This window comes from Streptomyces sp. S063, assembly GCF_002832675.1.
Classification (GTDB): domain Bacteria; phylum Actinomycetota; class Actinomycetes; order Streptomycetales; family Streptomycetaceae; genus Streptomyces; species Streptomyces sindenensis.
In genome coordinates, this window is the sequence record NZ_CP021707.1 from 6,731,285 (window position 1) to 6,744,464 (window position 13,180).

A 13,180-nucleotide genomic window follows, 5' to 3' on the forward strand; every position below is an offset into this window, starting at 1 on the left:
CCCGAGCTGCCGACGACCGGTGAGCCGGCCGGGCCCCGAGCGGGGCGACGGCGCCGGTCATTCGCCGTCCGGAGGCCAGGTCGCCCGGTCGCGAAGGTGGTCGAACTCCGCCAGTTCGGCGGCAAGGACGTCGAAATGGGGGAGAGGGGCCCACAGGCTCCGCTCCCCGACGACGTAGAGGCGGCGCTTGGCGCGGCTCGCGGCGACGTTGAGCAGATGCGGTGTGTCTGCCGCCCACTCCCGGGCTCCGGGACGCCCTCCGCCGAGCACGAGGACGACCACGTCGGCTTCCTTGCCCTGCGCCCGGTGGACGGTGGCGCAGCGTTCCTCCAGGTGGTCCGCGGTCCAGCCCGCACGGCCGCGGCAGACCTTCTTGCACTCGGCGACGAGAGCCCGGAACGGGGCGATGACGCGGATGCGCTCGACGCCGACGCCGTGCCGGTCCAGGAGATCGAGGACGAACGCGAAGGCACGGCGATCGCGTTCGCCCCAGGGGGCGTCGGCCGGGCGGGTGGGGTCGTCGGTGTTGAGCCAGCGGCTGGGCAGCAGTCCATTGCGCTCCCCGTCCGGGAACGGCCGTGAGGCGGTGCCGTAGACCATGAGGCCGTCGTAGGCGACGGCATTGCTGACGGTGAACATCGGGTCCTCGCATCGGCGGTGAACGCGCAGCGGTGATCCCACCCAGACCTGCTCGTCGCCGCCCGGGGCCGGCAGGTAGGTGCCGTAGTGGTTGGTCCGGTCGGCCACGGCCTGGGCGGACGTGGTCGAGGGCAGCCACCGTTCGTCGACGCCGTAGGCGCGCAGCAGCCGGCGTTGCAGAGCCGCCGGCATGGTGACGACAGGTTCGAGCTGAAGGGGGTCGCCGACCAGAACGGCTCGACGGGCACGCCACAGAGCCCCGACGGCGGCCTGCGGCGTTGCCTGCCCGGCCTCGTCGACGAGCAGCCAGCCGATCGACTCCCGGCCGAGCCGAGCGAACATGCTGCCGACGGACGAGAACGTGGTGGAGACGACGGGCACCAGGAGGAAGAGGGTCTGCCAGGCATGCTCGACCTCTTCGTCGGGGAGTGGCCCGTTGGCGCCCGCCATCAGCTCCACCAGGACCTGAAGATTTCCGCGGACCCTCTTGGCGGCCCCGGCGACGAAGGCGCGGTGCAGATCGAGGGCGCGCAGGAACAGGTCGCTGCGCGCGGTGGACCAGGTCTCGTCGGACCAGGGGGAGCCGAGTTCCTGAGCGGCTTCGTCGAGGTGCTGCCAGCCGAGCGGCAGCGAGGGCAGGGACCGGGCCGCCTGCCGCAGCGCCTGGTGCTGTCCGTCGAGCTCGGCGATGGCGGCCCGCACGTTGCGACGCGCCGTTTCGGCGGCCCGCCGGGCCCGCCGCACGGCGGTGTCCGCCGCGGCCTGCCGGGCTCGCGTGGCCTCCTGGCGCGCGCGGGCGGCGGTGAGGCCCGCGGCGGCTTCGTCGGCGGCGGCGACGGCCTGGGTGTTCCGGTCTTCGGCCAGGGCTTCGGCGCGAACGGCCGACGCGACCTCTGCCACGGAGTCGTCGAGGGCGGTGCGCTGCTGGACGAGCAAGCGAGCGATCTCGGCCTGGGTACGCTCCTGCTGCCACTGGGCGGCCTGCCGGTCGGCCGAGCTCTGGAGCAGGCGCCGCAGCCCGCCCCGCAGGCCCCTCTCGACGACAGGCGGAGCGTCCTGGCGGGCGGTGAGCGCGGCGACGTAATCGCGGTGATGCGTGGCCAGTTCACGGGCGGCGGAGAGGTCGGCACGGGCAGCGGCCAGCTCCTGCCGGGCGCGTGGCACGTGCGCGGTGGCAGCCCGGTGCCGGGCCTCGGCCCCCGCGGCGGCGCTCCGGGCCTCGTCGGCGGCGGCGACGGCCTGTTCGGAGGCGGTCGTAGCGGCGGTGATCTCCTGGTCCGCGCGGCGCACCGCGGCTTCCAGGTCCGCGATCCTCCGCCCGGCCGACGGGGACTCGACGGCCGCCAGCGCCGAGGCCAGCCGGGCGCGTTCGGTGCGCAGGCGCTCGACCTCGGCCTGGGCGGCGCGGAACGCGGCGACAGCGGCGGCCCACGACGGTACGGGCTCGGTGGGCCCGCCGGGCCCGGTCCGATCCACCGAGTCCGGGGCACGCCGACCGCCGGGCGAAGTCCTGGGCGGGATCCAGCCGGTCAGGACAGCCTGCATGCCGCGCAGCGGTGGCTGTCCTGCCGCGGCCCGGGCTTCGGTCTCCTTCTCGGGGAGCCGGCCCCACCAGAAACGGTCGATGAACTCCTTGCGGTTGGTCTTATTCCCGAGGACCGCTGCCACCAGCCCCCATGCGTGGCCGCCGAGGAGAGCGGAGGCGAGGTCGGAGAAGTGACCGGGACCGTCGCGCCAGTGCTCACCGAGCGCGTCGATTCCGGGCAGTTCGGCCGTGATGTTCTCGACCGCGCCGTTGTTGGAGGAGGCGACCACGATCTCGAAACCGGTCAGCCGGGGGTCGAGCCGCGCGACGAACCGCGCGTGTTTGCCCTGCCGGTCCTTTCCCCGCCAGGCCGGGCCGGTGAATGCCTGTCCGGGACGGTCGAACGTGGCCAGCACCGCTGCCCGCTCGACCACCAGAGCGGCGACCAGGTCGCGCAGCATCGTCGTTTTACCCGTGCCGGGAGGGCCGTTCACGGAGAACATGCCGCCCTCCGCGCCCGCCCGGTCGGCCAGCATCCGGTCGACCGCGAACTGCTGGCTCAGGGCGAGCGGGTATTGCGCGGGTGAGGGCCACCGCCCCGAGGGAACCAGCTCCGGATCGACCCCGGCCAGCACGACTCCGCGCTCCCGGCGCACATCCGTCCGCGTCCGGACGGAAACAGCGTCGTGCTCGGTCAGATACGCCTCCAGAGCTGGTCCGAACCCCTTTCCGGCGGCCTCGGCCACCCGGGCGAGATCAGGAGGGAGCAGACTGTTCAGGAAGGGTGCCGCGGCGGCGGCTTTCGTCCGCGGGTCTCTGGGCCGGTGGACCAACGTGCTCCGCACCCGGATCACCTCGGGCCGCAGTCGGTCCCGCACTCCGCACAGATCGGCGATCTGCGCGGTCAGGGCGACGAGATCGGGCAGCCCCAGCGCGCGGTGACCGGAGCCCTCCTCGTCCCCCTCCGGCGGGTCCGCCGCGCCGCCCGACGCCCGCTCCGGAACACCGTTGCCGTCTTCCGGATCTTCGTGGTCGCCTTGACCTTCACCGGGCTTGCGGGCCGTTGCCCAGTCGGCGGCGCGACGTACCAGGGGTTCGGCCGCGCCCTGCAGAGCGAGCCCGACGACCTCCCCGAACAGCGCCTCGACCGCGCCGACGGCGGCGCCGCCCAGAATCTCGCCGACCAGCCGTTGCCAGCTCCCACCGCCGGCCCCGGCCCCGGCCCCGGCTTCCGGCCCAGGTCCGGAGCCGGGCCGCTGCTGGTCCGTCGTGCCGGAGCGGTCGGCGGAGCCATAGGGAATCGTGGTGGCCGTCAGTTCGCCGATCGCCGCGCCGAACGCGTCGTCGAGGTCATCGAAGCCGTCCAACCACCCCGGTGCCGACGGTCCCGGATCGAAGAGACGACCGGTCGCCCAGGCGCAGGCGGAAATCACCGATGTGTCCTCGACCGGCCGCCCATCCTCGTCCAGGACCAGGGCGAACATCGCGCTCTGGCCCGACAGCTTCAGTTCGGACTGCGGCACCCCGGGGTCCGGATCGGTCCCCGCGGGCAGTACCGAGATCATCGCCTGACGGAGCAGCTCCAGATCGAAGACCCCGCAGTAGATCTCGTGCCGCCACATCCGGCCCCGGGGTGCCCGGCGTGCGGCCGTCTCCGGATGATCGGCGTCCCAGGGCAGGCGCGACGGCGGGCGTCCCGGCTGCGGCGTCAGGTCGATGATGTACTCGTCCCTGGGCCCGGACCGTGCGGCGGAGCGTCGTCGGGGCAGTGCCGGGATGCTCGGTGGACCGAACAGCTCGATCGTGCGCCAGCACTCCAGCAATGCCTCCCGGTGGTGACCCCGGCCCCGTCCGCTCCGCACCCCGCCCCCTGTCATACCTGCGGCACCCGTCCGCCTCCGCCACTGATCAGCTGCCCGTTGAATCTACCGGCCCCCACAGGCCGAACCGCAGCGGAACCGGGCGACCCGGGAACCGGAAGCTGACCACCCCCTCCCGTCACGATCCGGTCTCGGCCACGGGCGGGGGTCTTGCTTTCGGCCATGTAATCGATTCCAATCATCCGTGTAATCGATTCCACGGCGTCGTGAACCGGTCCACCACCGGTCGGTCACCGGGTTTCGAGGTGTACGGAAACCACAAGGAGGTGGTCCGGACATGGCGAGCATCAAAGATGTCGCGGCCGAGGCGGGGGTGTCCGTCGCCACGGTCTCGCGCGTGCTGAACAGCCATCCGTCCGTCAGCGTAGAGGCGCGCACCCGTGTCCTCGCCGCCGTCGAGGCGCTCGGCTACCGGCCCAACGCGGTGGCCCGCTCGCTGCGCACCGCCCAGACCCGCACCCTCGGCCTGGTCATCAGCGATGTGCTCAACCCGTACTTCACCGAGCTGGCCCGCTTCGTCGAGGAGGAGGCCCGCGCGCTCGGCTACAGCGTCATCATCGGCAACGCCGACGAGCGGCCCGAACTCCAGGACCACCACATCCGCACGCTCATCGACCGCAGGATCGACGGGCTCCTCGTCTCGCCCGCCGACGGTGGCTCCCCGCTGATGCGGGACGTCGCCCTGAGCGGTACGCCGATGGTCTTCGTCGACCGCTGGATCCCCGGCATCGACGTGCCCGTCGTCCGGGCCGACGGTACGGGCGCGGTCAAGGATCTCGTCGCCCATCTGCACGGACTCGGCCACCGCAGGCTCGCCATCATCGCCGGACCCGCTGCCACCACCACCGGCAACGAGCGTGTCGAAGCCTTCCGGGAGGCCATGCGAGGGCTCGGGCTCGCCCTGCCCGACGCCTACATCGGGCAGGGCGACTTCCAGGCCGCCAGCGGGCGCCGGGCCACCGAGCGGTTCCTGGCCCTGGCCGAGCCGCCCGAGGTCGTGTTCGCCGCCGACAACCTGATGGCCCTCGGCGCGCTCGACGCGATCCGGGCGCGCGGCCTGCGGGTCCCCGACGACATCGCGCTCGCCGCCTTCGACGACATCCCGTGGTTCGTCCACACCGATCCGCCGATCACCGCCATCGCCCAGCCCACCGCCGACCTGGCACGGGCCGCCGTGCGCGCGCTGGCCGACCTGATCGAAGGACGGACCCCGCAGTCCGTGACCCTGCCCGCCCGCCTCGTCGTACGCCGCTCGTCCGGCGGGGCCGCAACGAACCAGAGGAGCGACCGGTGACCGCACCGGAGGAGCAACCGACCACCGGCCCCGACGAGTTGCTGCGCATCGAGGGTCTGCGCAAGACCTTCCCCGGCGTGGTGGCGCTCGACAACGTCGACTTCGACCTCCGCAGAGGCGAAGTGCACGTCCTGCTCGGTGAGAACGGCGCGGGCAAGAGCACCCTCATCAAGATGCTCTCCGGCGCCTACCGGCCCGACCACGGCCGCATCCTCGCCGAGGGCCGCGAGGTCCGCATCGACGGCGCCCAGGACGCCGAGCGGCTCGGAATCGCCACCATCTACCAGGAGTTCAACCTCGTCCCCGATCTGACGGTGGCCGAGAACATCTATCTCGGCCGTCAGCCGCGCCGCTTCGGGCTCGTCGACCACCGGCGGATGCGCCAGGGCGCGGCAGAGCTGCTGAGCCGAGTCGGCGTCGACGTACGCCCCGACGCCAAGGTCCGCGAACTGGGCATCGCCCGGCTCCAGATGGTGGAGATCGCCAAGGCGCTCAGCCTGGACGCCCGCGTTCTGATCATGGACGAGCCGACCGCCGTGCTCACCTCCGAGGAGGTCGACAAGCTCTTCGCGATCGTCCGCCAACTCCGCGAGGACGGCGTCGGGATCGTCTTCATCACCCACCACCTGGAAGAGATCGCCGCGCTCGGCGACCGCGTCACCGTCCTCCGCGACGGCCGCAGCATCGACCAGGTCCCCGCCTCCACCCCGGAGGACGAACTCGTCCAGCTCATGGTCGGCCGCAGCATCGAGCAGCAGTACCCGCGCGAACGCCCCGACACGGGCGACGCGTGGCTCTCCGTGCGAGGGCTGACCCGGGACGGCGTCTTCCACGACATCAGCTTCGACGTGCACGCCGGCGAGGTCGTCGGCCTCGCCGGACTGGTCGGCGCCGGGCGTACGGAGGTGGCGCGCGCGGTCTTCGGCGCGGACCCGTACGACGCCGGCACCGTCGACGTACGCGGCGAACGCCTCCCCCGGCACGACGTTCCCGCCGCCATGAACGCCGGGATAGGCCTCGTACCGGAGGACCGCAAGGGCCAGGGGCTGGTGCTCGACGCCTCCGTGCAGGAGAACCTCGGCCTGGTCACCCTGCGGTCCGCCACCCGATCCGGGCTCGTCGACCTCAAGGGCCAGCGCACCGCCGCCGCCCGCATCGCCAAGCAGCTCGGCGTCCGCATGTCCGGCATCGGCCAGCACGTGCGCACCCTCTCCGGTGGCAACCAGCAGAAGGTCGTCATCGGCAAATGGCTGCTGGCCGACACCCGGGTCCTCATCCTCGACGAACCCACGCGGGGCATCGACGTCGGCGCCAAGGTCGAGATCTACCAGCTCATCAACGAACTGACCGCCTCCGGCCACGCCGTCCTGATGATCTCCAGCGATCTGCCCGAGGTGCTCGGCATGAGCGACCGCGTCCTCGTCATGGCCCAGGGCCGGATCGCCGGCGAACTCCCCGCCGAAGAAGCCACCCAGGACGCGGTGATGGCCCTCGCGGTCTCCACCCGGCCGCCCCACGAACACCCCGCACCGAAGAACGAAGAGGAGAGCCCCCGTGGCCACTGAGACACTCAAGAGCGACACGGGCGCAGGGGGCACCTCCGTGATACGCCGCGTCCTGCTCGACAACGGAGCGCTGAGCGCCCTGGTCGTCCTCGTGGTGGCGATGTCGCTGCTCTCCGGCGACTTCCTCACCACCCAGAACCTGCTCAACGTCGGCGTCCAGGCGGCCGTCACCGCCATCCTCGCGTTCGGCGTCACCTTCGTCATCGTCTCGGCGGGCATCGACCTGTCCGTCGGCTCGGTGGCCGCCCTGTCCGCGACGGTCCTCGCCTGGTCGGCGACATCCGCGGGCGTACCCGTCGTCCTGGCCGTCGCCCTCGCGATCGTCACCGGCATCGCCTGCGGGTTCGTGAACGGCGCCCTGATCTCGTACGGCAAACTCCCGCCGTTCATCGCGACGTTGGCGATGCTCTCCATCGCCCGCGGCCTCTCGCTGGTCATCTCGCAGGGCAGCCCGATCGCCTTCCCCGAGTCCGTCTCGCGGCTCGGTGACACGCTCGGCGGCTGGCTCCCCGTACCGGTCCTCGTGATGATCGCGATGGGCCTGATCACCGCGCTGATCCTCGGCCGCACCTTCATCGGCCGCTCGATGTACGCCATCGGCGGCAACGAGGAAGCGGCCCGGCTCTCCGGACTCCGCGTCAAGCGCCAGAAGATCGTCATCTACGCGCTGTCCGGTCTCTTCGCCGCCGTCGCGGGCATCGTCCTGGCCTCGCGCCTGGTCTCCGCCCAGCCGCAGGCCGCCCAGGGGTACGAACTCGACGCCATCGCGGCCGTCGTGATCGGCGGGGCGAGCCTGGCAGGCGGTGTCGGCAAGGCGTCCGGCACCCTGATCGGCGCGCTGATCCTCGCCGTCCTGCGCAACGGCCTCAACCTCCTCTCCGTGTCGGCGTTCTGGCAGCAGGTCGTCATCGGCGTCGTCATCGCCCTCGCCGTCCTGCTCGACACGCTGCGCCGCAAGAGCGGTTCGGGGGCGGCCTCCTCGGCCGGAACGGCCCCCGGCGCTCCGGGCGCAGGCCGCAGGGGCGCGCTCAAGTTCGCCGGAGCGGCGCTCTGCGTGGCCCTCGTCGTCGGTGCCGTCTCCTACGTCAACTCCGGTTCATCCGGGGGCGTGAAGAAGGTCGGCATGTCCCTCTCCACGCTCAACAACCCCTTCTTCGTGCAGATGAAGGAAGGCGCACAGGCGGAAGCGGAGAAGGCGGGCATCGACCTCACCGTCACCGACGCCCAGAACGACGCCTCTCAGCAGGCCAACCAGCTCCAGAACTTCATCAGTTCGGGAGTCTTCTCGATCATCGTCAACCCGGTGGACTCGGACGCCGTCGGACCGGGCGTCCGCAGCGCCAACAAGGCCGGCATCCCCGTGATCGCCGCCGACCGCGGCGTCAACAAGGCCGACACCGCGACCCTCGTCGCCTCCGACAACGTGGCGGGCGGCAAGCTCGCCGCCGACGCGCTGGCCGACAAGCTCGGCGGCAAGGGCAGCATCGTCATCCTCCAGGGCACGGCGGGCACCTCCGCCAGCCGTGAGCGCGGGGCCGGCTTCGCCGAGGGGCTGAAGGCGTACCCGGACATCAAGGTGGTCGCCAAGCAGCCCGCGGACTTCGACCGCACCAAGGGCCTCGACGTCATGACGAACCTGATCCAGTCGCACCCCGGCGTCACCGGCGTGTTCGCCGAGAACGACGAGATGGCGCTCGGCGCGGTCAAGGCGCTCGGCAGCAAGGCAGGGAAGTCCGTCTCGGTCGTCGGCTTCGACGGCACCCCGGACGGTCTGAAGGCGGTCGAGGCCGGCACGCTCTACGCGTCGGTCGCCCAGCAGCCCGCCGAACTCGGAAAGATCGCCGTGCAGAACGCGGTCAAGGCCGCGGAGGACGAGAAGGTCGCGAGCACGGTGAAGGTGCCGGTCAAGGTCGTCACCCGGGAGAATGTCGCCGACTTCTCCTGACCTGCCCCGCCAGCAGGCTTGTTGACCCCGGACCGACGAAAGCAGGAAGCACGCCCATGCACGACAACGCCACCGACGACCGGTACGACCTGCTGGTCGTCGGGTCGGCCAACGCCGACCTGGTGATCGGCGTCGAGCGCCGCCCCGCCCCAGGCGAGACGGTCCTCGGCTCCGACCTGGCCGTCCACCCCGGCGGCAAGGGCGCCAACCAGGCGCTGGCCGCCGCCCGCCTCGGCGCCAGGACGGCCCTGCTCGCCCGGGTCGGCGACGACGACCACGGACGTCTGCTGCTGGAGAGCCAGCGGGCGGCGGGGGTGGACACGGGCGGCGTCCTGGTCGGCGGAGCCCCCACAGGCGTCGCACTGATCACCGTCGACCCCTCGGGCGACAACAGCATCGTGGTCTCCCCGGGGGCCAACGGACGCCTCACCCCCGAGGACGTCCGGGCGGCGGCCCCGCTGCTGGCCGCCGCCCGAGTCATCTCCGTACAGCTGGAGATCCCCCTGGACACGGTGGCCGAGACGGTACGCGGCCGGGGGCCGGACACCCGGCTGGTCCTCAACCCGTCGCCGCCCGCCCCGCTCCCCGGTGAGGTGCTCGCCGCCTGCGATCCGCTGGTGGTCAACGAGCACGAGGCGCGGTACATCCTGGGCGAGAACGCGGGGGAGGGGCCGCACGACTGGGCCCCGGCGCTCCTCGCGCTGGGCCCGCGCTCGGTCGTCATCACCCTGGGCGCGGCCGGGGCCCTGGTCGCGGACAGCCGTACGGGCTCCCTGGACCACCTCGTCAGCCCGAAGGTCGAGGCCGTCGACACGACCGGCGCCGGGGACGCGTTCACGGCGGCCCTGGCCTGGCGTCTCGGCCGGGGCGACGACCTGCGGGAGGCGGCGGCCTTCGCTGTACGGGTGGGCGCGGCGGCGGTCACGGCACGAGGGGCGCAGGAGTCGTTCCCGACGCTGGAGGGGGTCGACGCGCTGTGAAGAAGTCGGGCATCCTCAACCGCCACCTGGCGGGAGCCATCGCCGAACTCGGCCACGGCGACACCGTCCTGGTCTGCGACGCCGGCATGCCGATACCCTCCGGCCCTCGCGTCGTCGACCTGGCCTTCCGCGCGGGCACCCCGTCGTTCGCCGAGGTGCTGGACGGCCTGCTCGACGAACTGGTCGTCGAGGGCGCGACGGCCGCCGAGGAGATCCGCGAAGCCAACCCGGCGGCCAAGGCGCTCCTGGGCACCCGCTTTCCCCGGCTGGAACTGGTCCCGCACGACGACCTGAAGGCGCTGACGGCAACGGCCCGCCTGGTGGTCCGTACGGGGGAGGCACGGCCGTACGCGAATGTGCTGCTGCGGTGCGGGGTGTTCTTCTGACGGGCATCCGGTGCGCGGGCTGTTCTCAGGAGGCTCTTGGCCGGGCTGTCCTCGGGAGGCCTCCGGCCGGGCTGGTCTCGGCGGGCTCCCGGCCGGGATGCTCTCAGTCGGCCGCGCCGGGGGCGAGGCCGCACCTGCCGGAGCTCACGGCCCCGTCATCCCCCCTGAGCGTCACCACGCCCCGGCCGTCGGCGGCCTGGTTGTAGGCGATCGTGCAGGTCAACTGGCGGAGAGCCGCGGGCTTGAGAGCCTTCACGGCGATGGGCAGGCGGGCGGTGACCCCGCCGTCCGACGAGACCTCGACCTTCACGGCTTTGCCCTCGCGGACGGCCGGGAGCGCCGTGGTGAGGCCGGCGGCCCGGTCTGCCTCACCCGGGCCGGAGAGCAGCGCCAGGACGACCTTCTCCGTGGGTGCGGGGCCCGCCGGCCCGGACGGGTCCCGTGGGCCGGCGCCGGGTTCGACGTATTCCTCGCCGAACCCGGCCGAGGGCCTGAACTCCCGCATCACGGGAGTCAACCCACCGTCGGGGGAGCGGAAGAAGAGCAGCATGTCCACGTCACGGTTGAAGAAGGCCTCGACGGTCGCCGGGCCACCCGCCTCGATGACGTCGGAGTCCTGGATCCCGCAGCCGCCGGCCAGCGGTACGCCGGCCAGGACGACGACGGCCGCGGAGAGCCCGCGCCACCCCGCACGCCTCATCGGCCGGCCTCCTCGGCCCGGAGCGGTATCTCGACGGTGAAGACGGCACCGCCGCCGGAGAGGTTCGCCGCGTGGATGGTTCCGCCGTGCAGATTCACGTTCTCCAGGGTGATCGCCAGGCCCAGGCCACTGCCGGGCGAGCGCGTACGGGCCGCGTCGGCCTTGTAGAAGCGGTCGAAGATGTGCGGAAGCGCGGCGGCGGGGATGCCGGGGCCGCGATCGGCGACCTCGACGACGAGCACGAGCGTGCCCGAGGGGCCGGCCTCGGTGCGCAGGAGCACGGTGACGGGCGCGCCGCCGTGCCGCAGCGCGTTCCCGACGAGGTTGGCGACCACGACGTCGAAGCGGCGCGGGTCGAGCCGGGCCCGCACACCCGTGGGGAGTTCGGTGCGGATCCGGTCGTCGTCCGCCCAGCGTCGGGTCTGAAGGGTCTTGCGGATGGCCTCGGCGACATCGATCTCGTCGGAGTTCAGCTCGGCCGCCCGGGCGTCGAAGCGGGAGATCTCCATCAGGTCCTCGACGAGGACGGCCAGCTTTCCGGTCTCCGCGCTGACCAGCCGGACCGCCTGGGCGGTGTCGGCGTCCAGCCGGTCCGCGTCCTGATCGAGAACCTCCGTGACGGCGAGCATCCCGGCGAGCGGGGTGCGCAGTTCGTGCGAGACGTCGGAGGCGAAGCGGCGCGCACGCGCCTCGGCTTCACGCAACTCGCCTACAGATCGCTCCAGTTGACCCGCCGACTCGTTGAACGTGTCCGCCAGGTCGGCCAGTTCGTCACGGCCGCGTACCGGGATACGAGTGTCGAGTCTGCCGCTGCCCATGCTCCGGGCCGCCCGGCGTAGCTCCCGTACCGGACGCAGCACGCTGCGCGCCGCGAGCAGGGCGGGAACGAGCGCGACCGCGAGGCCGGGCAGGGCCCCGTTCCGGGCGGCGACGAGGAGGGCGTCGACGTTGATCTGCTCGTCGGTCATCCGCATGACGGCGTACAGGACGAGTCCGGTGGGCAGCACGCTGTCGGGCCCGGTTCTGAAGAGGGTGGGGATGCCGATGGTCAGGTAGGGGACGCCGTCCTTGACCACCCGTTGGAAACTGCCGTACCGGTCGGCCGTCGCGGCCCGGCGCAGTTCGGGGGTGATGACGGTGGAGACCGGGTTCTCGCCCGAGGACGCGCGGACCGAACCGTATTCGGCGAACACCACCCAGGGGCGCGGTTTGCCCGAGCGGGCGAGGTCGCGCAGGAACTCCTGAAGCCCCTCCTCCTCGACGGGCAGCCCCCAGCCCGTCCGCTGGACCTGGTCGCGGAACGTCGAGACGGCCGTGTCCTGGGAGGTCTTGAGCAGTGCGTTGCGGGCCTCGCGGTAGGTCAGGGCGGACGTCGTGCCGGCGCTGACCGCGGCGACCAGAAGGAAGGCGGCCAGGAGCCGGGTGCGCAGGCCGAAGGCCCGGGACCGTTCGCGGGTGTGCGTGCCCGGACCCCTGCCGTCACGTCCTTTGCTGTCGCCGCCGCGCGTACGACGGGGGCGGGGGAGGGCGATCACAGCGGGCCGAAGCGGTAGCCGAAGCCACGCAGTGTCTGGACGTACCGCGGGTTGCCGTCCTCGTCCTCGATCTTGCCGCGGAGGCGGGCGACGCAGGCGTCGACCAGTCGGCCGTCGGCGTGGAAGGTGTGCTCCCAGACGTTCTCCAGAAGCTGCTGCCTGCTGAACACCTGCTCAGGAGCGGCGGACAGGTGCAGGAGCAGTCTCAGCTCGGAGGGAGCGAGCGTCAGGGGCCGGCCGGCTTTGGAGACCGCCAGCCCGACCCGGTCGATGGTGAGGTCGCCGTAGACCTCGATGGCCGGGCGGCCCGTCGAGCCGTCGTCCATGCGGCGCAGCACCGCCCGGATCCGGGCGTCGATCACCTCGGTCCGGGCGGGCTTGACGATGTAGTCGTCGGCACCGGCCTCCAGCCCGATGACCACGTCGAAGTCGTCGCCGCGTGCGGTGAGCATGATGATCGGCAACTGGCTGTGGGCACGGACCTGCCGGCAGACCTCCACACCGGTCATGCCGGGCAGCATCAGGTCCAGCAACAGCAGATCGGGGCGGAACTCGGCCAGCGCGGCGAGACCGTCCTCGCCGGTTCCGGCTGCGCGTACGTCGTGGCCGCGCCGACGCAGGCCGAGCTGGACCCCTTCACGTACGAAGGGGTCGTCCTCGACGAGGAGCACGCGGGGCATCGGCTGTTCTCCCTGGGCGGTCAGTGGTGGGTGATGGGTGATGGGCGAACC

Annotated in this window: 9 protein-coding genes; 5 read left to right on the plus strand and 4 right to left on the minus strand. The window is 72.3% G+C overall.

What is annotated here, in order from left to right; translation table 11 throughout:
- Positions 1 to 57: 57 nt before the first annotated feature.
- Positions 58 to 4,026, minus strand: coding sequence for a DEAD/DEAH box helicase (locus CCZ36_RS30590; protein ID WP_128819030.1), 3,969 nt, complete (start codon positions 4,024 to 4,026; stop codon positions 58 to 60).
- Positions 4,027 to 4,321: 295 nt separating this feature from the next.
- Between CCZ36_RS30590 and CCZ36_RS30595 the strand changes: the two genes are divergently transcribed.
- Genes CCZ36_RS30595 through rbsD form a run of 5 tightly spaced genes read left to right on the plus strand, consistent with a single transcriptional unit; the run spans position 4,322 to position 10,214 of the window.
- A complete protein-coding gene (locus tag CCZ36_RS30595; protein WP_069739382.1) occupies positions 4,322 to 5,338 on the plus strand; it encodes a LacI family DNA-binding transcriptional regulator in 1,017 nt (338 codons plus the stop codon).
- Entirely contained in the window at positions 5,335 to 6,903 is a 1,569-nt protein-coding gene (locus CCZ36_RS30600) for a sugar ABC transporter ATP-binding protein (RefSeq protein WP_128819031.1), read from the plus strand. Before CCZ36_RS30595 ends, CCZ36_RS30600 begins: the two co-directional genes overlap by 4 nt.
- Positions 6,893 to 8,848, plus strand: coding sequence for an ABC transporter permease/substrate-binding protein (locus CCZ36_RS30605; protein WP_128819032.1), 1,956 nt, complete (start codon positions 6,893 to 6,895; stop codon positions 8,846 to 8,848). Before CCZ36_RS30600 ends, CCZ36_RS30605 begins: the two co-directional genes overlap by 11 nt.
- Before the next feature lie 56 nt (positions 8,849 to 8,904).
- Complete coding sequence (locus CCZ36_RS30610) at positions 8,905 to 9,828, plus strand: ribokinase (protein WP_069742252.1); 924 nt, start codon at positions 8,905 to 8,907, stop codon at positions 9,826 to 9,828.
- Positions 9,825 to 10,214, plus strand: coding sequence for a D-ribose pyranase (gene rbsD / locus CCZ36_RS30615; protein ID WP_069739386.1), 390 nt, complete (start codon positions 9,825 to 9,827; stop codon positions 10,212 to 10,214). Before CCZ36_RS30610 ends, rbsD begins: the two co-directional genes overlap by 4 nt.
- A gap of 103 nt (positions 10,215 to 10,317) precedes the next feature.
- Here the strand turns inward: rbsD and CCZ36_RS30620 are convergent, their stop codons facing one another.
- Genes CCZ36_RS30620 through CCZ36_RS30630 form a run of 3 tightly spaced genes read right to left on the minus strand, consistent with a single transcriptional unit; the run spans position 10,318 to position 13,129 of the window.
- Positions 10,318 to 10,914: a hypothetical protein gene (locus tag CCZ36_RS30620; RefSeq protein ID WP_128819033.1), complete on the minus strand. Its 597-nt coding sequence runs from the start codon at positions 10,912 to 10,914 to the stop codon at positions 10,318 to 10,320.
- On the minus strand, positions 10,911 to 12,449 hold the full coding sequence (locus CCZ36_RS30625) for a sensor histidine kinase (protein ID WP_069739388.1): 1,539 nt from the start codon (positions 12,447 to 12,449) through the stop codon (positions 10,911 to 10,913). Before CCZ36_RS30625 ends, CCZ36_RS30620 begins: the two co-directional genes overlap by 4 nt.
- Positions 12,446 to 13,129 carry a response regulator transcription factor gene (locus tag CCZ36_RS30630; protein WP_128819034.1) on the minus strand — a complete coding sequence of 228 codons (684 nt, stop codon included), beginning with the start codon at positions 13,127 to 13,129 and terminating at the stop codon, positions 12,446 to 12,448. The genes CCZ36_RS30625 and CCZ36_RS30630 overlap by 4 nt, the downstream gene beginning before the upstream one ends.
- Between the last annotated feature and the right edge of the window lie 51 nt (positions 13,130 to 13,180).